Here is a 21,487-nt window from a genome sequence, read left to right as displayed (position 1 = left end):
GGCGAAAGTCCTAACGACAAGCCTGATGAAAAAGATTGAAAGTACCAATTTTGGCAAAGTGCCCGCTGATGAATATCTGTGGGCACTTTGTCGTGTTCTCAGGCTGAGAAAATTTTTATATGTAGGCAATATGAGATTTTATAGTCGGAGGGGCTCGTAGGGTTTGCGATAATGACGAATGTGAATACTTACCGGACTGACGCCGAGAGCTCTTCCAGCCGTCCGCCATCGATGGCGGACGTGGCAGCAGTCGCCGGAGTCTCCCACCAAACTGTGTCCCGGGTTTTGAACGATCATCCGAACGTCCGCGAAGGCACCCGGGTACGGGTTTTAGAGGCAATTAAAGAGCTCGGATACCGAAGGAACCTCGCAGCCCGTGCCTTGGCTACGGCACAAACACGCACCATCGGCATCTTGACCATTGGCAGCGAATTTTTTGGGCCGCAGTCCACCGTGCTTGCGGTAGAAGCAGCAGCTCGAGCCCAAGGGTATTTTGTCACGGTGACCTCCATGGACAGTTATGACATTGGTGCCGCGGTCACCGCGCTGAACCATCTCACCGACCAGAGCGTGGATGGCGTGGTGGTAGTTGCCCCACATGATCAGGTCACCGAGGCCATCGATGAACTAAAGCTGAAGGTGCCGGTGGTCGTGGTGGCCGCCCGCACGAACGTTCTTGAGAATGATCCGGTGCACTACGTATATGTTGATCAACGCGATGGCGCACGGCAGGCCACAGAGCATTTAATTTCGCTAGGACACCAAAAAATCGTGCACGTTTCTGGACCTACCGGATGGTTCGATGCGACCGAACGCAAAATTGGGTGGGGTGAGACTATGGCGGCCGCGGGTTATGACGCGGTGGAATTTCCTGCCGAGTCCTGGCTGGCTCCGAGCGGTTATGACGCGGGAGTCAGTCTTGCACCGCGGGTGAAGGCCGGAGAAATTACCGCGGTTTTCGCATCCAATGATTATCTGGCCATCGGGTTATTGCGGGCCTTTTGGGAAGCTGGGGTGTCGGTTCCCGAAGACGTGTCGGTAGTGGGCTTTGATGATTTACAGATTGCCGAGTTCTATATTCCCAAGCTGACCACGGTGCGCCAGCCCTTTGGTGACGTGGGACGTGCTGCGCTCGCCGAGTTGCTCAATGATGATCCGGCGTCATCTGGTCCACGGATGATCGCACCAACAATGATTGTGCGAGCAAGCACTGCGCCACCTGCGCGGAGCTGATCTGTGCGCCAAAGTGGGTAACTCAAACTTCTTCATGTGTTGCGCATCGCATTTTGTTAGCGCTAACATTGTGTGAGCGTTCCGGTTAGCCGTAGGACTTCAAGCCCTCACGCGCGGCGGAACGCGAAGACATTGAGCGTCACCCGCATGTGGGTGTAGGACGGAGAAGCCATGACTGGTCACCACATAGGTATGTCTGCGCCCGAGGTGATCGGTTCGGGACGTGCGGTGCTCGGCATCGAGTTCGGCTCGACGAATATCAAGGCGAGCCTCATCGGGCCCAACCACGAACAGCTGGCCAGTGGCCAGCATGCGTGGGAAAACCAGTTTGTGGACCGCCGCTGGACTTATTCACGTGAAGCTATCGTGACCGGTCTGCAAGAGTGCTTCGCCAACCTCGTCAACGAGTGCGAACAGCAATATTCGGTGCGCCCCACCAACTTTGCAAGCATTGGGATTTCGGCCATGATGCACGGCTATCTAGCCTTTGATGATGCGGGTCAGTTGCTGGTCCCATTCCGGACCTGGCGCAATACCTCCACCGAACGGGCCGCCGAAGCACTAAGCAAGGCTTTTGAGTTCAACGTACCTCAGCGCTGGTCAGTAGCCCACTATTACCAGGCACTATTGGACAACGAGGAACATGTTGCTGAGGTAGCTAGCCTCAATACCTTGGCTGGTTTTGTTCATCAGCAGCTCACTGGGCGCCGATTATTAGGTGCCGGAGACGCTTCGGGCATGTTCCCGCTGGACAGTTCTGTTCTTGGTTATGACACCAAATTCTTAGCAACCTTTGATTCGCTAGCCCAGAGTTTAGGTGCCACTGGCACGCTGGCCGAGCTGCTGCCTGAAGTATTGCCTGCCGGCGCAGATGCCGGGAGCCTGACTGCGCAGGGTGCACTGCTGCTTGACCCAAGCGGGCAACTGCAACGCGGAGCGCAGTGCTGTCCTCCGGAAGGAGATGCTGGAACCGGAATGGTGGCAACCAACTCGGTCGCCCCACACACCGCAAACGTCTCGATCGGAACGTCGATCTTCTCAATGGTGGTCCTCGACGCTGCGCTACGCGAAGTTCACCCCGAAATTGACATCGTCACCACCCCTACCGGGGACCCGGTAGCCATGGTGCACTGCAATAACGGGGCCAGTGAACTGGCGAGCTGGGCCTCGGTCTTCGGACAATTCGCATCCGCGCTGGGTCAACAGGCCTCCGACGATGAGGTGTACCAGGCGCTTTTGACCTCGGCGCTAGACGGTGCAGTGGACGGGGGAGGACTCGTTGCCTACAACTACCTCTCCGGAGAACCGGTCACCGGATTAGCCGAGGGCCGGCCACTGCTAGTGCGTACCCCCGACTCAACCCTAAATCTTGCAAACTTCATGCGAACCCAGGTGTATTCGATGTTTGCGACCTTAAGCGTGGGGATGGAGATTCTTGGCTCAGAGGGTGTCAAAATTCATAAAATGTTCGCCCACGGTGGCATTTTCCGCACCGCACAAGCCGCCCAACGACTCCTCGCCGCGGCACTTAACGTGCCGGTTTCCGTTGGAAGCACGGCACAACACGGTGGGCCCTGGGGGATCGCTGTGCTGGCCGCATATCGTCACTATGTCGGCACTAATCCAACGGTGAGCCTCGCCGAATATCTGAATTCGCAGGTATTCGCGGACGCGCAGCTAGACGAGGTTTCACCACTGCCGCAGGACGTGGCCGGTTACGCAGACTACCTGAACAGTTACCGGGCGGGGCTGGCCATTGAACACGCCGCGATTAAAGCGATCTAAAACATGTCCACCTCGGCACCAAGGAGTTCTCAGATGAGCGATGCTCAAGGATTAGCCAAATACTCAGAAGCAATGCGCCAAGAAATCGCGCAAGCGCGCGAACTCGTCGCGCAACTGCACGCGCAGTTGCCACGTTATGAGCTGGTGGTGTGGACTGCCGGAAACGTCTCGCAACGCGTACGAAACCCAGAGGTTGCCGACGGCAGTGCCGATGTATTTGTCATCAAACCTTCCGGCGTTGCCTATGAGGAATTGACTGCCGAATCCATGGTGGTCTGCACGCTGGATGGGGAGCTCATCGACGGAACCCGCGCTCCCTCCTCGGATACTGCCGCGCACGCCTACACCTACCAACATCTGGCTCATGTTGGCGGCGTGGTGCACACCCACTCGACCTATGCGACCGCATGGGCTGCCCGTGGGGAAGAAATTCCTTGTGTGCTGACCATGATGGCAGATGAATTTGGTGGACCCATTCCGGTGGGGCCATTCGCCATCATTGGCGATGACTCCATCGGCCGAGGCATCGTCCAGACACTACGTGAGTCGCGTAGCCCGGCGGTACTCATGCAAAACCATGGCCCCTTCACCATTGGCAAGGACGCACGTTCCGCCGTCAAGGCGGCGGTGATGTGTGAAGAGGTGGCCCGCACAGTTCACATCTCCCGCCAATTAGGTAACCCGGTGCCGATGCGCAGCGAAGATATCGACGCGCTCTACGCACGCTACCAAAACGTTTACGGACAATAAGCGCTTCTTTCGCGCCCGCATACTTCAATCCGAAAGGACACCATGAGCAAAGCATATGAATCCAAGGAAATCTGGTTTTTCACCGGAAGCCAAGACCTCTACGGGGAAGAAACCCTGCGTCAGGTCGCCGAGCAGTCACGCGAGGTGGCCCAGGCACTGGGAGATTCCGAACAGGTTCCCGCAAAGGTGATCTGGAAACCGGTACTCAAGGATGCCGAATCGATTCGTCGGGCCATGCTGGACGCAAATTCGGATGACAATGTGCTCGGTGTGATTACCTGGATGCATACCTTCAGCCCAGCCAAAATGTGGATCTCTGGTCTGAAAGCACTGGCTAAGCCATTGTTGCACCTGCATACTCAGGCCAATGTTGAACTTCCTTGGGACACCATTGACTTCGATTTCATGAACCTGAACCAGGCCGCACACGGTGACCGTGAATACGCGTACCTAGCAACCCGTATCGGTGCCACCCGCACCACCGTAGTCGGTCACGTCTCCAACCCAGCGGTAGCCGGGCGTATCGGCAACTGGGTGCGAGGCGCCGCAGGCTGGAACGCCACCCAGACGATGAAATTGGTTCGATTCGGTGACAATATGCGCAACGTTGCGGTGACCGAGGGGGATAAGACCGAAGCAGAACTACGCTTCGGTGTTTCAGTGAACACCTGGGCGGTCAACGACCTCGTGGAAGCCGTGGAAGCAGTTTCCGAGCCTGCCGTGGATGAACTGGTTGCAGAATATGAGCGAGAATACGACGTCTCCGCCGAGTTGCGTGCCGGTGCAGAGCGTCACGAGTCGCTACGTTATGCGGCTCGTCAGGAACTGGCCATCGAGTCCTTCCTACGAGAACTAGGTGCGTGGGCCTTCACCACCAACTTTGAAGATCTCGGTGGGCTGAAGCAGCTACCTGGCCTCGCCGTACAACGTCTGATGGGTAAGGGCTACGGCTTCGGTGCCGAGGGTGACTGGAAGACCGCGGTGCTGGTACGCGCGGCCAAGGTAATGGGAGCAGGGCTCCCCGGTGGTGCCTCGCTGATGGAGGATTACACCTATGACCTGACCCCGGGCAAGGAACTGATCCTCGGCGCGCACATGCTTGAGGTGTGCCCGTCGTTGACCACTACCAAGCCACGAATCGAGATTCACCCGCTGGGCATTGGCGGCCGTGAAGATCCGGTACGCATGGTCTTTAACGCGGACGCGACCACGGGCGCGGTAGTTGTTTCCATGGCCGATATGCGTGAGCGTTTCCGGTTGACGGCCAACGTAGTGGACGTGGTTACTCCGCCACAGGACCTGCCAAACTTGCCGGTGGCACGCGCCGTATGGCAGCCACGACCAGACTTCTCCACCTCGGCCGAATCCTGGTTGACCGCCGGTGGAGCGCACCACACGGTGATGTCTACGGCCGCCGGCATTGAGGCTTTTGAGGTCTTTGCAGAAATCGCTGGAACCGAATTGCTAGTCATCGATGAGAACACTACGCGTCGCGGATTCGCCGAACAGGTGCGACTGAACCAGGCGTACTACCGTCTGGCGCAGGGCCTGTAAGAAAAAATGAAGAGCACAAGGGCCGGCAACAAAAGTTGCCGGCCCTTGGCTCGTTAATCGAACGCTTCTGGATCTAGGGTCCGTGTCAGTTTTCTCGTGGCGGGAAGTATATGATCCACAGGTCGCAGCGGTAATCCGCATAGAGTTGTCGATTCTAACCGTGATATTGTCTAAACGGTCGATAGAAAAGGTGTAGACGTGCCGGTAGTTCTTATTGTTGCTGGCGTGCTAGTAGTGGGCTTTATTGTTCGGCTTGCATTGCATCCAGTTCAAACGATCTTGAATACGATCAGAGTCATTCTTTTCGCCCTTGCCGTCACGACGTTTTGCGTCTGGTACTTCTCCGTCGACAAAAGCAAGCCAGGGAGCGTTGAAGGGCTTTGGTTCAGCCTGATTGTCGCTGGGTTGTGGGTGTCAACCTTCGTATTACCTGCACTATTGAGAAGACCCGTTAATCGCCGCTAGCAGCAATGAATGCACCAGCCTCGCGCTACGCGAAGAGCAATTAGAGCTTTTTGTGAGGCTGAGATTTCTCGGGCTTGATTCGCTTTTCGACCTTAAGTAAACACCGTAGTTACTACTCGTGCACATCCATTCGTGGCGTGAGACCCGTTGGATGAGTCGCTTAAGACCGCACTTTCCCGCGGGTTCGACACCAGATGATTTACCTGTTAAAAAATTCTTCTCCAAAAAAGTGGCTCAAAGCACGTTGTTAGCGCTAACATAGTGTGAGCCCGGTCGCACCGCCGGAGCGAATCGGAACACGCAGGAGGAAAAGATGGCACGGAATAACTGGGCTCGCCGAGCGGTAGTCACGTTCGGATCCCTAGCACTGATCGGCTCACTAGCCGCATGTGGCGGTGGCGGAGCGGGAAGTGGCGACGCAGCCGGTGGCGACAGCAAGGCGCCTGAAGATATCCAGGTCGGTGTCGCCATGCCAACCGAAACCTCCGAGCGTTGGATCGCCGACGGTGAAGCCGTGAAGTCCCAGCTTGAAGAAGCCGGCTACGAGGTCTTCATGCAGTTCGCCAACGATGACATCCCAACTCAGCAGCAGCAGATCGACCAGATGATCACCAAGGGTGCAGATATCCTAGTGGTCGCCTCCATCGACGGCACCGCACTATCCAGCCAGTTGCAGGCTGCAGCTGATCAAGACATTCCGATCATTTCCTATGACCGCCTGATCAACGGCACCGAAAACGTCGACTTCTATGTCACCTTCGACAACTACAAGGTTGGCGTGCAGCAGGCTACCTCGCTGCTGACCGGCCTAGGCCTTGTTGATGATAAGGGCGAGAAGACCGGAAAGAAGGGCCCGCTGAACATCGAGCTCTTCGCCGGCTCCATCGATGACAACAACGCGCACTTCTTCTGGAAGGGAGCCATGGATACCCTGAAGCCATTCATGGATGACGGCACCTTGGTAGTCAAGTCCAAACAGACCAAGATTGAACAGGCTGCAACCCTGCGCTGGAGCCAGGAAGAAGCCCAGAGCCGCATGGAGGACTTGATCACCGCGCACTACGCCGGTGGCAAGACCAAGATTGACGGTGTGCTCTCGCCATTCGACGGGATTTCCCGTGGCATCCAGACCGCACTGACCAACGCTGGCTACGGCAAGTCCATCAAGGACGGTCTGCCAATCATCACCGGTCAGGATGCCGAAATCGCTTCGGTGAAGCTGATCCAGGACGGTGTGCAGTACTCAACCATCTTCAAGGACACCCGCAAGCTGGCTTCCCAGGCAGTCACTGCTGTGAAGTCCTACGCGGAGGGTAATGAGCCCGAAGCTAACGACACCGAATCCTATGACAACGGCAAGAAGGTTGTTCCTTCCTTCCTGCTTGATTCGGACATCGTGACCGCCGATAACATCAGCTCGTTGCTGGTTGACTCCGGTTACTACACCGCCGCTGAGGTCAAGGCAGGACAGACCAAGTAGCACCCGGTGTACGACGCGTTGGCGGGTGCTGAACCTAGTACCCGCCAACGCAGTCACCACGCAGCATGCAGTACACAGATCACGACAAGGACGGCGCCAGTATGGACAGCACCATCCTGCAGATGCAGGACATCACCAAGACATTCCCCGGGGTCAAAGCCTTAGACGGAGTAAACCTTTCCGTCAGGGAAGGTGAAATCCACGCCATCTGCGGCGAAAACGGGGCCGGCAAATCAACCCTTATGAAGGTGCTCTCCGGCGTCTATCCACACGGTAGCTACGACGGAAAAATCCTGTTCAACGGTCAAGAACTTAAGGCTTCGAGCATCAAGGATTCCGAAGCCGAAGGCATCGTGATCATTCACCAAGAATTGGCTCTGGTGCCCTACCTGTCGGTGGCCGAGAACCTGTTCCTTGGCAACGAGACCAAGCGCCGCGGACTGATCGACTGGCAAGAAGCAAACCAGCGTGCCGCCAAGTTACTGGCCCGCGTGGGTTTGGCAGAGTCTCCGGTCACCCCGGTTGGACAGCTCGGCGTTGGCAAACAGCAGCTGGTGGAAATCGCCAAGGCGCTGAACAAGGACGTGAAGCTACTGATCCTTGATGAGCCAACCGCAGCCTTGAACGATGACGATTCCGAACATCTGCTTCACCTGCTGCGCGAACTACGTGAGCAGGGAATTACCTGCATCATCATTTCGCATAAGTTGGGCGAAATTGAAGATATCGCCAATAACACCACGATTATCCGTGACGGTCAGACCGTGGAGTCCCTCGACATGGCGGACCCTAAATCCACACAGAGCCGGATCATCCAGGGCATGGTGGGACGCGCCCTCTCGGCGCGTTACCCAGACCGGGAACCGAATATTGGTCAAGTGGTCTTCGAAGTACGCGACTGGTCGGTGCACCATCCCACGCAGCATGAGCGCATAGTGGTCAATAAAGCCTCACTAGACGTACGCGCCGGAGAAATTGTTGGCATTGCCGGGCTGATGGGCGCAGGACGCACCGAACTTGCCATGAGCATCTTTGGACACAGCTACGGACGCGGCATTTCCGGTACCGTGCTGATGGACGGACGCCCGGTAGATACCTCCACCGTAGGCAAGGCCATCAAGGCCGGCATCGCTTACGTTTCTGAGGACCGCAAAAAATTCGGGTTGAACCTACTCGAAGATATTCGTGTGAACACCACCGCCGCCGGGCTCGGAAAGATCTCTTCGCGCGGGTTTGTCAACGGCAACAAGGAAATCCAGATTGCCGAGCACTACCGCAAATCCATGCGCATTAAGGCGCCGAGCGTGCTGGCAAAAACCGGTAACCTCTCCGGCGGTAACCAGCAGAAGGTAGTACTGGGCAAGTGGTTGCACACTGCCCCGGAACTTTTGATCTTAGATGAACCAACCCGCGGTATCGACGTCGGCGCAAAGTACGAGATCTACACGATCATCAATGAGCTTGCTGCCTCCGGTAAAGCGGTGCTGGTGATCTCCTCGGAACTGCCCGAACTGTTGGGTATCTGCGACCGTATCTACACCCTTGCTTATGGCCGGATGACCGGCCAACTCCCGAAAAGCGAAGCCACCCAGGAACGCCTCATGGAGCTTATGACCATCGAGAAGGAAATCGTCCGATGACACTGAAAACCGAGCTGAAAGACATTTTCACCAAGAACCTGCGCACCAGTGGCATCTATATTGCCTTCGTGCTCATCGTGGTGCTGTTTACCATCATGACCGACGGGCTGCTGCTCAGCCCGATCAACCTGACAAACATTATTTTGCAGTACTCTTACGTGCTGATCTTGGCGCTTGGCATGATTATGGTCATTGTCGCCGGACATATTGACCTGTCGGTAGGTTCGCTGGTCGCCTTAACCGGTGCGGTCTCCGCAGTATTGGTGATTAAAACCGGGGCTCCTTGGTGGGTTGGTATTCTCGCGGCCGTAGCCGTGGGTGCTTTGTGCGGTGTGTGGCAGGGATTCTGGGTGGCCTATGTGGGCATTCCGGCGTTCATCGTCACCTTGGCCGGCATGTTGCTGTTCCGTGGTTTGACCTACGAAGTGCTCAACAATGTCTCGTTGTCCCCATTCCCTGGTGAATACCAGCAGGTGGCCGGTGGCTTCCTGAACGGTTTGCTCGGCGGTTACGGTTTTGACATGTTCACCGTGCTGATCGGCGTAGTGGCCGTGGCAGGTTTGGTGTGGTCGCAGTACAGCACTCGTCGTGGACGGGTGAAGTTTGGTCAGGACGTCGAGTCGATGGCCATGTTCATCGCCAAGAACGCACTTTCAGCGATCGTGATTCTCTGGTTCTTCTGGCAGATCTCCATCAGCCGCGGTATGCCAATCGTGCTGATGATTCTGGGCGTACTGGTGATCGCCTACCACGTGTTGACTACACGGACCGTCTTCGGTCGCCACATTTACGCCATTGGTGGCAACCTGTCTGCCGCACGACTTTCGGGCGTCAACGTCAAGAAGGTCAACTTCTGGATCTTCATTAACATGGGCATGCTCGCCGGTGTGGCCGGAGCGGTCTTCTCTTCACGCTCCAATGGTGCGCAGCCCGGTGCAGGTAACATGTTTGAGCTCGACGCCATTGCTGCCTGTTTCATCGGTGGCGCCTCAACAACCGGCGGTGTGGGCCGTGTAACCGGTGCCATCGTTGGTGGCTTGGTGATGGCGGTACTGTCCAACGGTATGCAGCTGATGGGCGTGGGTGCTTCGGCACAGCAAATCGTCAAGGGCCTAGTGCTCTTGCTCGCCGTCGCCTTTGACATCTACAACAAGCGCCGCGCAGGCGAAGCCAGCTAAGCGCATTGGACCCTCCTGCCGGTTTGCCTTGGCTCACGCCTGACAAAGGACCTGCGGGAGGGTTCAGCTATGTCTTGAGCACAGCGAAAACTAGGAAAGAAGAGATATGCAGGCGGATTTGAAGGACCTCACCGCAAATGGGCAGCTGATCAACCTTGCAGCCCATGGCTACAGTGCGCAGATCGCTACCATCGGAGCCACCGTGGTGAGCCTGGAATATCGCCAGCGCCCGTTGGTGCGCAGTTTTGACCCGCAGTCACAACGCCCGGTGTACTCCGGCGCAACGCTTGCCCCGTGGCCAAACCGGGTGATCGATGGCCGTTACAGCTGGCAGGGCACCGAGCATCAATTACCTCTCACCGAGGTGACTCGCGGACACGCACTGCACGGGTTGGTGTACCTCTCCGATTTCTCGATTCTGCAGCAAAGCGCCGAACGGGTGGAACTAGAGGTACTGATCCCCAAGCAGGAAGGTTATCCCTTTGCCTTACTGCTGCGCGTGAATTATCAGCTTGAGCCTTCCGGGCTACGCAGCACCATCAACGCCACAAACTTAGGCGATCTTCAGGCTCCCTATGGCTTTGGATCCCACTGTTATTTGGTGGCTCCCGGTCAACGCGTGGATGACTGGACCCTAAGTATTCCGGCGCAACAAGTTCAGCAGGTCAGCGGCGAACGCTTGTTACCGCAAGCCGTGGTGGCGGTGGCGGAAACGAACCTTGATTTTAGTTCCCCACGAATCATGGGGGACACCTTTATCGACCACGCGTATACCGACTTGCAGAGCGCAGGCGGACAGGGCTACCGCGTTGAGCTCACGGATCAGCACGGTGTGGGTAGTTACATCAGCTTTGATGAAAGCTGCCCCTGGGTGCAGGTGCATACCGCGGATCAGCAAGACCCTGCGTTGAACCGTACCGGCTTAGCCGTAGAACCCATGAGCTGTCCACCAGCAGCGTTTAACGATGGCACCGACGTCATTAGCTTGGCTCCCGGAGCTAGCCATCACGCCGCGTGGGTCATCGGCGCCATCGAACCAAACTAAAGCCCGCACCAGCAGTCTTTGTACCGTCTGGACCCATCCACTACTGGAGCAGCAAATGCCACAGGGCACACAGCACAATCGGTCACTCACCGCACACCGCACCCACCACCTGGCCGATGGCCGCGAAGCGATCTTCTTCGCCGACCACGGGCATACCGTTCCCGAGAAGGTGAGCGACCAGCGGGCGCTAGATCCTCGCGGGGAACCTGGCGAATTACGTTTTGATCGGTTGACCGGGGACTGGGTGGCGGTGGCGGCACACCGTCAGTCGCGCACCTACCTTCCACCCAAGGAAGACTGCCCGCTGTGCCCAAGTACCAAAACTCGGCACAGCGAAATTCCGGCCAGCGAATTTGATGTGGTCGTCTTCGAGAATCGTTTCCCCTCCCTAGGCCCAGCCCTAGGAGAAATCTCGGCTCCCGCCGACGCGAGCAAACTACCGACTGGCGCCATAGCTGCGGTGGGTCGCTGCGAGGTAGTGGTCTTCACCTCGGACCATGCCGGATCCTTCGCCTCCTTGGATGATGACAGGGCGCGCACGGTCATCGACGCATGGGCGCAACGCACCGAGGATCTCTCGGCTAAAGCCGGGATCAAACAGGTTTTTGTTTTTGAAAATCGGGGACAGGATATCGGGGTGACCTTGCATCACCCGCACGGGCAGATCTACGCCTACCCCTATGTCACACCGACCGCGCAGAAGATGGCCGAGCAAGCACGCAAACACTTAGCGAGCACTGGTAAGAACCTGATGGGCCAAATCCTGGAAGATGAACTGGCCGACGGTTCGCGAATCGTCGGCCGAGGCGAACATTTCACGGTGTTCGTTCCCTACGCGTCGCGTTGGCCGTTAGAAGCGCATCTGGTCCCGCATCGTCAGGTGCCGGATCTTGCTGCCCTGAATGAGGCAGAAAAAGCCGAGCTGGCCATCATGTATCGAGATTTAATGCGCCGTTTCGACGCGCTTTATGACACCCCTACACCTTATATAGCTGCCTGGCATCAGGCACCGCTGAACGCTGAGGACCGGGCGGCCTCCCGACTGCACCTACAGCTGACCAGTCCGCGCCGGGCGGCAGATAAACTCAAGTTCCTTGCCGGTTCCGAAGCAGCCATGGGTGCGTTCATCAACGACGTGCCCGCCGAGCAGACCGCGGCACGCCTGCGCGAGGTGAAACTGTGAACACCGCTTTTACCGCGCAGCGCGCCCAAGTGTTGCAGCAAAAGTTTATGGACACCTTTGGACAGGCACCTGACGGAATCTGGCGTGCGCCGGGACGCGTGAATCTCATCGGCGAACACACCGACTACAACCTTGGTTTTGTGCTGCCCTTCGCCATTGACAAGAACGCGCTGGTAGCCGTGCGACGCAAAGCTGCGAACAAAACCCAAAGCTACCAATTCGCCTCCACCTACGGTGCCCAAGACACCGTGGAAATCACCGAGATTCTCCACGAAAATCTAGTACCAGGTACGGTGCCCGGTTGGGCCGCCTACCCGGCGGCGGTTGCCTATGTTTTGGATCAGCTGCCACAGGTTCAGCTGGACGGATTTGAACTATTGGTTGATTCCAATGTTCCGGTAGGTTCGGGTCTTTCCTCCTCGCATGCCATTGAGGTCGGAACCATTGTGGCACTCAACGACCTCTTTGAGTTGGGCCTTAATAAAAAAGAAATGGCACGGTTGACTCAACGTGCCGAGAACGAATTTGTGGGTGCACCCACGGGCATTATGGATCAAAGTGCGTCGTTGATGTCCGGGGCGGAACATGCGCTGTTCTTAGATTGCCGAACCCTTGATTCACAACTCGTTCCGTTGCCGTTGGACGAACACCAGTTAGTGGTGCTGGTGATCGATACCCGAGTGGAACACTCAAATTCTGACGGTGGCTACGGTGCACGCCGGGCCAGCTGCGAACAAGCGGCCAGCGAGCTGGGTGTTGAATCCCTGCGAGATATTCAAGATGTTGGACAGCTAGAAAATCTTGATCCGTTGGTACGGCGCCGAGCCACACATATCGTCACCGAAAATCAGCGGGTACTGCACACGGTTAAAGCACTACGGGCGTCAGACATGAACGCCGTAGGCCAATTGCTCAACGCCTCCCATGTTTCGATGCGTGATGATTATGAAATTTCCTGCCCCGAACTTGATCTTGCGGTCAGTATTGCGCAGGGCGCCGGGGCGCTGGGAGCGCGGATGACCGGTGGCGGGTTCGGTGGTAGCGCCATCGCGTTGATTTCCGAAGATAAGATCAACTTGGTGAGCGAAACCATCACAGATGCTTTTGCTCGGGCCGGATACCGCAGTCCCTCAATATTCACGGTCATTGCAGATGAAGGTGCAGGAAGTTTATGAGTTGGTTAGTCACCGGCGGTGCCGGATATATCGGATCCCATGTGGTGCGTTGCCTCGATGAGGCAGGGCTTGCACCAGTCATCGTGGATTCCATGAGCAGTGGAATCCGCTCCTTTGCGCCTGCGCATGTGCCGTTCTACGAGGCGAGCGTGCTGGACCGCGAAGAACTGGTACGCATTATGGACGCGCATTCAATTACCGGGGTCATCCACTTGGCTGGCTACAAGTACGCGGGAGAATCAGTGAAGTTCCCGTTACTCACCTTTGAGCAGAACGTCACCGGGACCGCCCGACTCCTCGAAGCAATGCAGCAGGCGGGAGTAAACAACATGGTCTTCTCATCCTCCGCTGCAGTTTATGGAACACCGAGCGTTGCACTGGTTACCGAACAGACCGCCACCGAACCGGAGTCGCCCTATGGGCAGAGCAAACTCATCGGTGAATGGCTGATTCGTGACCAGGGGATTGCCGCCGGGCTCAAGCACACCAGTCTGCGCTACTTTAATGTGGTGGGTTCTGGCTCCGAAGAGCTCTATGACGCGAGCCCGCACAATCTGTTCCCACTGGTATTCGCAGCGCTAAACTCAGGTGCCACACCAAAAATCTTCGGTACCGACTACGACACCACCGACGGCACCTGCGTGCGCGACTACGTACACGTGGCAGACCTAGCGCTAGCCCACGTGGAAGCCGCTAAAAAGCTCGAAGCGGGCCAAGAGTTGGAGCCGGTGTACAACCTTGGCTCAGGTGATGGTGTTTCCGTACGGGAAATCATGGATGCTGTAGCGCGGGTGACCGGGAACCAGTTCCAGCCGTTACTTGAACCGCGACGCCCCGGAGATCCTGCTCGGATCGTTGCCGACGGACAGTTAGCTGCCCGCGATTTAGGTTGGGCCATGCGTCATAGCTTGGGTCAGATGGTTGATAGCGCGTACCGGGCCTCACAAGCGTTGACTCCCGCCAAGGAAGCCTAAAGATCTACGGCGTTGTCCAAAACCGGTAGCTGTTCACGAGCGGTTACCACTTCGGTCAGGTCCAGCTCCACTACCAAAAGTTCTGGAGCCGGACCGGCTTGGGCGAGTACCTCGCCCAACGGTCCTACCGCGATGGAGTGGCCTACCCCAAGCGGAGCGCTGCCCTTTGGTTCGTGTCCCATACTCAGCGGGTCTGCTTGATCCACCGCGAGCACAAAGGTGGTCGAGTCCAAAGCACGTGCTTGGGCCAACGAGGTCCACTGCTCGACTTTGCGTGCTCCAGCACCCCAGGAAGCTGAGACGAGGTTAACCAGTGCTCCCTGTCTGGCATGATGCGTGAAAAGCTGCGGGAAGCGGATGTCATAACAGGTCGCCAACCCGAAGGTGACCTCATCGATAACAAACTGCACCGGGCGCTCACCGGGGGTCACCGTGTCCGACTCGGAGAAACCGAATGCGTCGTAGAGATGAATCTTGTCGTAGTGGGTTTCTACGTCGGGTCCGGTGACCAAAAGCGTATTGCGTACGTGCCCTGCGGTGCCGGGGGTGAACATTCCTACAACAACGTTGATTCCGATATCTCGGGCGAGCTGTTTGACGAGCGTGGCCCAAGGGCCACCTAGCGGCTCGGCGATTTTCGTTAAGGAATGGCCAAAGCAGATGTGCATGGCCTCGGGGAAGATCACCAATTTTGCATCTTGCGCGGCTGCCTGTTTGGCGTAGTCGCGGATGATGGCGAGATTGTGCATCGGATTGGCGGTGCTAAGCACCTGTGCCATGGCGATTTTCATCTTAGGCAGTTTCCCTTCCCTGAGGTGTTCTGGCAATGCGTACCTGCTGCTTCTGACTCTACGGAAGGATCTTGAGCACTGGCAATCCCGACTGCGCCACGTCACCCCGGAATTTTCTGATGACATGAGCTCTTGAACCGGAGAATCCCGAGATTTCGGGATAAAACGACACAAAAAACTGTGAGACGCAGTCTCATTGTTGGTCAAGAATCTCAGAGTAGAGTTATTGTCATGAGCGTAAGCATGCGTACCAGGGTCCGAGCCAAAATGCGCTCCGAGCTTGCGCTGCAGATGTATCCACTGTTTGCTGAACAGGGAATTGAGACTGTCACCGCAGAACAGGCAGCCAAAGAAGCAGGTATTTCCCGGGCAACTTTCTTCAGATATTTCTCATCCAAAGAAGAAGCCGTGGTTACTGCCGTGCATGCTGTGGGCACCGATTTAGCGTCTGTGATGGAGAAGCTAGAACCGCGCAGTGGCGAAAGCATTCTTGAAATGCTTCGGCGCTGTTTTGAAGCTTCGGTCATCGCCGTTGAGGCGGATGCGTCGGCGGTTCGTGGCCGTACGCAGCTGGTGCTTTCTTCGCCTTCCTTGCGCGCAGCTTGGTCCATGCAACGCAGCGAGACGGAAAAGTCTCTGGCCGAGGCACTGAATGAACACTGTGAAAATCTACGGTTAGCCCGAACTGCAACGGTTATCGCACTGACATTGCATGAGCATGCCTTGGTGCGCTGGCTAGAAAGCGAGGACATCTCCTTTCGAGATGCCCTCGATGAGTCTTTCGACTATGCGGCCATGCTTGATACTCCGCGTTAGTTGAGGTCGAACGGAAGCTAGCGTTTAGCGTGTGCTCATTTGTTGTTCTTCGCGCCCTTTAGACACCGAGTAAATGTCTTTCTGGCGTTCGCCGGCGACTCGGCCTGCCAGTGCGTCCAAGTCCTGCAGAGCTTGAGTGCTGAGTTTCAGGGAAATCGCGGTGACGTTCTCGTCCACGTGCGAGGTGTAGCGAGTGCCGGGAATTGGTGCCATGGCGACATTAAACTTACGTCCCTGCTCATAGACCCAGGCCAGTGCTAGTTGCCCCGGGGTGATCTTTTCATTGCGTGCAATGGTGAAGATTTCGTTGCGAAGCGTGAGGTTAGGGCCGATGTTTTCCGTAGCAAAGCGTGGGAAATTATGTCGAATATCGTCTCTTGGTAGTTGCTCCAAGGATTCGGCAGCACCGTTAAAGAATCCGCGTCCGAGAGAGGCGTAGGGAACAACGCCGACTCCTAGTTGACTTGCGGTGGGCAATAACCACTTTTCGATATCACGACTAAATAGCGAGTATTCCATTTGTATGGCGGTGATGGGGTGAACCTGATGCGCACGCTCTAGTTCGTAGGTCGTGACCTCGGACAGGCCGATGTGCTTGATCTTCCCGGCCTGTATTAGCTCGGCGTAGGCGCCTACGGTTTCCTCGATAGGAACGCGGCTGTCCACCCGGTGGTAGTAGTACAGGTCAACTTCGTCAACACCTAGGCGTTGCAGGCTCTCATCCAAGCATTTTTTGATAAATGCAGGATCGCCATTTGCTCGTGGATCTCCGGGGTTCTTGGGCCGAACAATACCTGCTTTGGTCGCGAGGGTGACCTCGTCTCGGCGTGTTTTGAGCACCTGAGAAAGCAGCGTTTCGCTATGTCCCGCACCGTAGATGTTTGCGGTGTCCAGGAAAGTGACGCCGATATCCAACGCATGATTGACCATTCGCACAGATTCGGCATCGTCGGCTGAACCGTAGACGCCGCTGACCGACATGCATCCGAGGCCTTGTTCAGATACTTGCAGTCCCTGGCCGAGATTGATGCTGGAAAGGGTTCGTTGATCCTGCGTCATGGTGTTCCTCTGGTTGCCGTCAGTTCCCTGTGCCGAGACTACCGGCGAAGGGGTGGTGCCCGGCAAGAAGTAATGCGCAATATGTCGACAGCTGAAAGCTGAACCAGTGCTCTTCAAATGAGGGCAACGGACCCCAGTATTTGCTAGGAATTTTGATCAGCGCAGATTTAGCGTCAGCGCAAAGTGGCAAACGGTAGGTGCAAAATCCTAGGAATTTTTTGCCTACTCGAGCGCCGCCAGATCAGTTAATCAGAGACAGCAATGAGCTGACGGCCGAGCTCCGCAGCTGCCTGATGTAATTCAGGAACTGCTTGCTCGATAAATTCCTGATTGACACGGGTTACGGGCCCGGAGACAGAGATCGCCATCGGTGTTGGAGCTCCGGGGACCGGAACAGCAATACAGCGAACTCCTAATTCCTGCTCTTCGTCATCCATTGCGTAGCCCCGTTCGCGGGTGGCCTCCACATCGGTGAACAGCTTGCCGAGCGTGGTAATGGTCTTTGGAGTTTTTGGTGGCATGCCCGATTGTGAGACTAGGCGCTGTACGCGTTCGTCATCAAGTACGGAGAGTACCGCTTTGCCGACACCCGAGTTGTGCAACATGGCGCGGCGACCAACTTCGGTGATCATGCGCATCGAGTGAGGGGACTGTGCTTGGGCAATGTAGGTGACCATGTCGCCATCGAGTACTGCAATATTTGCCGATTCGCCCAGTTTCCCTACAAGTTCCTTCAAGACCGGCGAAGCTAGCGCGCCAAGCTGCCGATTGGCGACTTCGCCTAGGCGGATCAAGCGTGGGCCAAGCGAATAGCGGCGGTTGGGGAGCTGGCGAACGTAGCCGACCCCGACGAGAGTCCGCAATAAGCGGTGAATCGTGGGTAGCGGCAACGGAGACTCGAGCGCTAGCTCGCTCAATGCTGCTTCTCCTCCGGCGCGGGCAATAACCTCTAGTAGTTCAAAGGCGCGTTCGACCGACTGGACTCCACTGGTTGCTTTCGTTGGGGTCTGTGTCATGTCTTGCTCCTAGTAACTAGATGTACCGTTGCGATCCGCGAACTTCTGCAATGCGAAATCTTTCCCTTTAGATTACCGCTAAAACGGCAAAACATTCCACGATCCGAAAAAACTGGATTGATTTATGTGAAGTGGCAGACAAAAATCTCTTGCAATTTCATTTTATAGATAATAGTATCCACTATACGGAAACTTTTGGAGGAGGGGCGGAATGACAGTCTTCAACTTAGAGCAGTCATTGATGATTCGAGTGCAAATTTCAGCCTCGAATTTAGCAACGAAGCTATTGACCGCCACCGTCCGGACGCTCGTCGCACATCACGCCATACCCGACTCCATGCTCAGTACCGCGCGGGTTGCACCGCAAGAGCAAAATTTCGGGTTCATCCGTCTCTAGGGGCGAAAGAATCCACCAGTAGAAAATGTCGCCGGAACACGACACCAACAGGTTAAGGAGCACCATGACCATCTCAATCCCACGTATCCCAGAGGTAAACGGCGCGGAAGAAATTCTCAGCATCGAGGCGTTAGCCTTCATTGAGAAGCTGCATGAAAAGTTCGCGGATACCCGCAACGACCTGTTGAATGCACGCGGTGAGCGCCGCCAGCAGTTCTCCGATGCACGCGCCATCGACTTTGATCCCGAGACAGAGCACGTGCGCACCGGAGACTGGAAAGTTGCCGAAGCGCCGGAAGCGTTACGTGACCGCCGTGTGGAAATCACCGGCCCGGCGTCCCCGGCCAAGATGGCCATCAACGCACTGAACTCTGGTGCGAAAGTCTGGTTGGCCGACTTGGAAGATGCTTCCACCCCCAACTGGTCAAATGTCATTGATGCGATCGCTAACCTGTCAGCCGCCGCCCGTGGCACCCTTGCATTCACCGATGAGAAAAGCGGCAAGTCCTACGCACTGCGCAACGACGCCCCACGCGCAGTAGTGGTAGTGCGCCCACGCGGCTGGCACCTGCCAGAAAATAACGTGCTGATCAACGGCAAGCCAGCCATCGGCGCACTGGTGGACTTCGGTCTGCACTTCTTCCACAACGCCAAGGTGCTCGCCGAGTCCGGCCAAGGCCCGTTCTACTACCTGCCAAAGATGGAGCACTACCTGGAGGTACGCCTGTGGAATGAGGTCTTCACCTTCGCTCAGGAACAGCTCGGCATTGATTACGGTACCGTGCGTGCCACGATGCTCATTGAAACCATCCCGGCAGCATTCCAGATGGAAGAATTCCTCTACGAACTACGCGACCACGTTTCGGGACTGAACGCCGGGCGCTGGGACTACCTGTTCTCGATTATCAAGACCTTCCGTGAAGCCGGCGAAGCATTCATCATGCCTGACCGCTCCGCGGTCTCGATGACCGCGCCAATGATGCGCGCTTACACCGAACTGCTGGTCAAGACCTGCCACAAGCGTGGTGCCTTCGCCATGGGCGGCATGGCAGCCTTCATCCCGAACCGCCGCGAACCAGAAGTCACCGCCGCAGCCTTCGCGAAGGTCCGTGAGGATAAGACTCGCGAGGCCAATGACGGATTTGATGGCTCTTGGGTGGCCCACCCAGATTTGGTGGATATCTGCAAGGAAATCTTCGATTCGGTACTCGGAGATAAGCCAAACCAGATCGATCGTCAGCGCCCAGAAGTTGAAGTAACTGCAGCCCAGCTCCTAGACATCGCCAGTGCACCAGGAGATGTCACCGAGGCAGGCGTGCGCGCAAACCTTTACGTCGCGGTGAACTACGTCGCCGTGTGGCTTTCGGGCAATGGTGCGGTCGCCATCCACAACCTGATGGAAGACGCCGCCACCGCAGAAATTTCCCGCTCACAAATTTGGCAACAGATCCGCAACAAGGTTGTTGCCGCTGATACCGGTAATACCATCACCGCGCAGCTGGTCTCCAGCATCTTGGATGAAGAAGTTGAACGCCTGCGTTCGGAAGTGAATAACGAAGAACAGTTCGCCGCCTACTACCAGCCGGCAGCAGAGCTCATTGCGCAGCTGACCAGCGGTAAGGACGAGGACTTCGCCGACTTCTTGACCACTCCAGCCTACGAACTATTGGATAAGGAATTCGTGACCAAAGCATGAATAATCTCTTCGATGAGTCAACCCTAGCGGCCGTGGAAGCACGGCTCGCCGACACCGACAAGCTATTGCGTGAGAACTATCCAGGCGATAGTGGCGCCCGTCAGCCGGTGCACACCGTGTACGTGCCAGGGGATCGTTTCACCGGTGAACTTGCCGCGCAGTGGGGAGCTAATGCGCTCACGGCTGCCGGGGGAGCTGCGGGGTTGCGAGAACTAGCCACTCGGTTAGGTTACGCGCAGCCAGAGAAGCTCGGCGCCCTGGTAGCGGCCAAGCTAGAGGTTGAACCCATCGAAGATTTACGCCTCGACTTTGAAGATGGTTACGGCAACAGGCCGGATGCCGAGGAGGACGCGCACGCACTTGCCGCCGCCGACTCGGTATCCGCCGCCGTGGCCGCCGGGCAAGCGCCTGCCTGCATCGGTATTCGTTTTAAATGCTTCGAAGCACCCACACGGGCCCGCGGCATTCGCACCCTTGACTTGTTTATATCTCGGCTTCTAGCCAATGGTGAGTTGCCGGCAGGATTACGCTTGACCTTGCCTAAGGTCAGTACGGTCGCGCAAGTTGAGGCGATGGTATTCCTCGCTGAAAAGCTTGAAGAAAACCACGGTTTGGATGCCGGACGGATCCGCTTTGAGGTGCAGGTGGAAACCCCGCAGGCAATTATTGCCGCGGATGGAACCCACCCGGTAGCCCAGTTGATCCATGCAGGTAAGGGCAGAGTCTGCTCCCTGCACTACGGAACTTATGATTACTCGGCGTCGCTGTCGGTAGCCGCCGCCTACCAGTCAATGGAACACCCGGTCGCGGACTTCGCCAAGGACGTCATGCAGGTCGCCGTTGCCGGCACCGGGGTAGAACTTTCAGACGGGTCCACCAATATCATCCCCGCAGGAGACCCGGAGAATATCACCGCCGCCTGGGCCTTGCACGCTCGGTTGGTGCGTCGTCACCTGGAACGCGGAATTTATCAGGGCTGGGATATGCACGCCAATCACCTGCCTACCCGTTACCTAGCGACCTTCGCGTTCTTCCGCGAAGGATTGACTGCCGCGGCCACACGACTGCGCAACTACGTACACCAGATTGACTCGACGATCATGGATGAACCTGCCACCGCCAGGGCGCTGGCCCGCTATATCCACCGCGGACTAAGCTGCGGCGCGGTGACCGTGGAGGAAGTCCAAGAACTTGCCCAGATCTCGGCTGCTGAGCTTGAGTCCATCGCCTTAAACCGAACACATGCCTAG

The 21,487-nt window shown here is 56.7% G+C and carries 19 protein-coding genes; 16 read left to right on the top strand and 3 right to left on the bottom strand.

The features are described from left to right. Positions 1-171: 171 nt before the first annotated feature. The 12 genes from ACX5K5_RS16195 (at position 172) to galE (ending at position 14,462) form a co-directional block, all read left to right on the top strand. Positions 172-1,233, top strand: a complete 1,062-nt coding sequence (locus ACX5K5_RS16195) for a LacI family DNA-binding transcriptional regulator (RefSeq protein ID WP_459174821.1) — start codon at positions 172-174, stop codon at positions 1,231-1,233. Positions 1,234-1,404: 171 nt separating this feature from the next. Next, positions 1,405-3,018: an FGGY-family carbohydrate kinase gene (locus ACX5K5_RS16190; protein ID WP_459174820.1), complete on the top strand. Its 1,614-nt coding sequence runs from the start codon at positions 1,405-1,407 to the stop codon at positions 3,016-3,018. A gap of 33 nt (positions 3,019-3,051) precedes the next feature. Next, complete coding sequence (locus ACX5K5_RS16185; protein ID WP_459174819.1) at positions 3,052-3,768, top strand: L-ribulose-5-phosphate 4-epimerase; 717 nt, start codon at positions 3,052-3,054, stop codon at positions 3,766-3,768. A 42-nt stretch (positions 3,769-3,810) separates the two neighbouring features. Continuing rightward, complete coding sequence (gene araA, locus ACX5K5_RS16180; RefSeq protein WP_096255207.1) at positions 3,811-5,322, top strand: L-arabinose isomerase; 1,512 nt, start codon at positions 3,811-3,813, stop codon at positions 5,320-5,322. 198 nt (positions 5,323-5,520) lie between these two features. Continuing rightward, positions 5,521-5,787, top strand: a complete 267-nt coding sequence (locus ACX5K5_RS16175) for a hypothetical protein (RefSeq protein WP_188683830.1) — start codon at positions 5,521-5,523, stop codon at positions 5,785-5,787. A 313-nt stretch (positions 5,788-6,100) separates the two neighbouring features. Beyond that, entirely contained in the window at positions 6,101-7,267 is a 1,167-nt protein-coding gene (gene chvE / locus ACX5K5_RS16170; protein WP_096255208.1) for a multiple monosaccharide ABC transporter substrate-binding protein, read from the top strand. A gap of 101 nt (positions 7,268-7,368) precedes the next feature. Beyond that, a complete protein-coding gene (gene mmsA / locus ACX5K5_RS16165) occupies positions 7,369-8,907 on the top strand; it encodes a multiple monosaccharide ABC transporter ATP-binding protein (RefSeq protein ID WP_188684095.1) in 1,539 nt (512 codons plus the stop codon). Further along, complete coding sequence (mmsB, locus tag ACX5K5_RS16160) at positions 8,904-10,085, top strand: multiple monosaccharide ABC transporter permease (RefSeq protein WP_096255211.1); 1,182 nt, start codon at positions 8,904-8,906, stop codon at positions 10,083-10,085. The genes mmsA and mmsB overlap by 4 nt, the downstream gene beginning before the upstream one ends. Before the next feature lie 106 nt (positions 10,086-10,191). Continuing rightward, entirely contained in the window at positions 10,192-11,130 is a 939-nt protein-coding gene (locus ACX5K5_RS16155; protein WP_459174818.1) for an aldose 1-epimerase family protein, read from the top strand. Positions 11,131-11,185: 55 nt separating this feature from the next. Then, positions 11,186-12,313: a galactose-1-phosphate uridylyltransferase gene (gene galT / locus ACX5K5_RS16150; protein ID WP_459174817.1), complete on the top strand. Its 1,128-nt coding sequence runs from the start codon at positions 11,186-11,188 to the stop codon at positions 12,311-12,313. Then, positions 12,310-13,488 carry a galactokinase gene (galK, locus tag ACX5K5_RS16145; RefSeq protein ID WP_459174816.1) on the top strand — a complete coding sequence of 393 codons (1,179 nt, stop codon included), beginning with the start codon at positions 12,310-12,312 and terminating at the stop codon, positions 13,486-13,488. Before galT ends, galK begins: the two co-directional genes overlap by 4 nt. Then, positions 13,485-14,462 (top strand): UDP-glucose 4-epimerase GalE, encoded by a 978-nt coding sequence (gene galE / locus ACX5K5_RS16140; protein ID WP_188683824.1) that lies wholly within the window; start codon positions 13,485-13,487, stop codon positions 14,460-14,462. The genes galK and galE overlap by 4 nt, the downstream gene beginning before the upstream one ends. On the opposite strand, the gene ACX5K5_RS16135 is transcribed toward galE, so the two are convergent. After that, positions 14,459-15,253 carry a carbon-nitrogen hydrolase family protein gene (locus tag ACX5K5_RS16135; protein WP_188683822.1) on the bottom strand — a complete coding sequence of 265 codons (795 nt, stop codon included), beginning with the start codon at positions 15,251-15,253 and terminating at the stop codon, positions 14,459-14,461. The two genes, galE and ACX5K5_RS16135, sit on opposite strands and share 4 nt — an antisense overlap. Positions 15,254-15,484: 231 nt before the next feature. Between ACX5K5_RS16135 and ACX5K5_RS16130 the strand changes: the two genes are divergently transcribed. Further along, complete coding sequence (locus tag ACX5K5_RS16130; RefSeq protein WP_188683820.1) at positions 15,485-16,069, top strand: TetR family transcriptional regulator; 585 nt, start codon at positions 15,485-15,487, stop codon at positions 16,067-16,069. A 24-nt stretch (positions 16,070-16,093) separates the two neighbouring features. Here ACX5K5_RS16130 and ACX5K5_RS16125 read toward each other — a convergent pair whose 3' ends face one another. Further along, positions 16,094-17,128, bottom strand: coding sequence for an aldo/keto reductase (locus tag ACX5K5_RS16125; RefSeq protein WP_459174815.1), 1,035 nt, complete (start codon positions 17,126-17,128; stop codon positions 16,094-16,096). A gap of 245 nt (positions 17,129-17,373) precedes the next feature. Continuing rightward, positions 17,374-18,144: an IclR family transcriptional regulator gene (locus ACX5K5_RS16120; protein WP_188683816.1), complete on the bottom strand. Its 771-nt coding sequence runs from the start codon at positions 18,142-18,144 to the stop codon at positions 17,374-17,376. Between the two features lie 211 nt (positions 18,145-18,355). Between ACX5K5_RS16120 and ACX5K5_RS16115 the strand changes: the two genes are divergently transcribed. The 3 genes from ACX5K5_RS16115 (at position 18,356) to ACX5K5_RS16105 (ending at position 21,487) form a co-directional block, all read left to right on the top strand. After that, positions 18,356-18,541 (top strand): hypothetical protein, encoded by a 186-nt coding sequence (locus tag ACX5K5_RS16115; RefSeq protein WP_188683814.1) that lies wholly within the window; start codon positions 18,356-18,358, stop codon positions 18,539-18,541. 64 nt (positions 18,542-18,605) lie between these two features. Next, on the top strand, positions 18,606-20,237 hold the full coding sequence (aceB, locus tag ACX5K5_RS16110) for a malate synthase A (protein ID WP_459174814.1): 1,632 nt from the start codon (positions 18,606-18,608) through the stop codon (positions 20,235-20,237). Next, positions 20,234-21,487 carry a DUF6986 family protein gene (locus ACX5K5_RS16105; RefSeq protein WP_346059788.1) on the top strand — a complete coding sequence of 418 codons (1,254 nt, stop codon included), beginning with the start codon at positions 20,234-20,236 and terminating at the stop codon, positions 21,485-21,487. Before aceB ends, ACX5K5_RS16105 begins: the two co-directional genes overlap by 4 nt.

The sequence above is a fragment of the Glutamicibacter bergerei genome, from assembly GCF_054495185.1.
This window is presented reverse-complemented; position numbering and strand designations above follow the sequence as displayed.

Coding starts and splice junctions, on each gene's coding strand:
- araA (WP_096255207.1), top strand. CDS start 3,811: ATGAGCAAAGCATATGAATCCAAGGAAATCTGGTTTTTCACCGGAAGC.
- ACX5K5_RS16125 (WP_459174815.1), bottom strand. CDS start 17,128: ATGACGCAGGATCAACGAACCCTTTCCAGCATCAATCTCGGCCAGGGA.
- galE (WP_188683824.1), top strand. CDS start 13,485: ATGAGTTGGTTAGTCACCGGCGGTGCCGGATATATCGGATCCCATGTG.
- aceB (WP_459174814.1), top strand. CDS start 18,606: ATGACCATCTCAATCCCACGTATCCCAGAGGTAAACGGCGCGGAAGAA.
- galT (WP_459174817.1), top strand. CDS start 11,186: ATGCCACAGGGCACACAGCACAATCGGTCACTCACCGCACACCGCACC.
- mmsB (WP_096255211.1), top strand. CDS start 8,904: ATGACACTGAAAACCGAGCTGAAAGACATTTTCACCAAGAACCTGCGC.
- ACX5K5_RS16185 (WP_459174819.1), top strand. CDS start 3,052: ATGAGCGATGCTCAAGGATTAGCCAAATACTCAGAAGCAATGCGCCAA.
- ACX5K5_RS16105 (WP_346059788.1), top strand. CDS start 20,234: ATGAATAATCTCTTCGATGAGTCAACCCTAGCGGCCGTGGAAGCACGG.
- ACX5K5_RS16120 (WP_188683816.1), bottom strand. CDS start 18,144: ATGACACAGACCCCAACGAAAGCAACCAGTGGAGTCCAGTCGGTCGAA.
- ACX5K5_RS16115 (WP_188683814.1), top strand. CDS start 18,356: ATGACAGTCTTCAACTTAGAGCAGTCATTGATGATTCGAGTGCAAATT.
- ACX5K5_RS16130 (WP_188683820.1), top strand. CDS start 15,485: ATGAGCGTAAGCATGCGTACCAGGGTCCGAGCCAAAATGCGCTCCGAG.
- ACX5K5_RS16135 (WP_188683822.1), bottom strand. CDS start 15,253: ATGAAAATCGCCATGGCACAGGTGCTTAGCACCGCCAATCCGATGCAC.
- mmsA (WP_188684095.1), top strand. CDS start 7,369: ATGGACAGCACCATCCTGCAGATGCAGGACATCACCAAGACATTCCCC.
- ACX5K5_RS16155 (WP_459174818.1), top strand. CDS start 10,192: ATGCAGGCGGATTTGAAGGACCTCACCGCAAATGGGCAGCTGATCAAC.
- chvE (WP_096255208.1), top strand. CDS start 6,101: ATGGCACGGAATAACTGGGCTCGCCGAGCGGTAGTCACGTTCGGATCC.
- ACX5K5_RS16195 (WP_459174821.1), top strand. CDS start 172: ATGACGAATGTGAATACTTACCGGACTGACGCCGAGAGCTCTTCCAGC.
- ACX5K5_RS16190 (WP_459174820.1), top strand. CDS start 1,405: ATGACTGGTCACCACATAGGTATGTCTGCGCCCGAGGTGATCGGTTCG.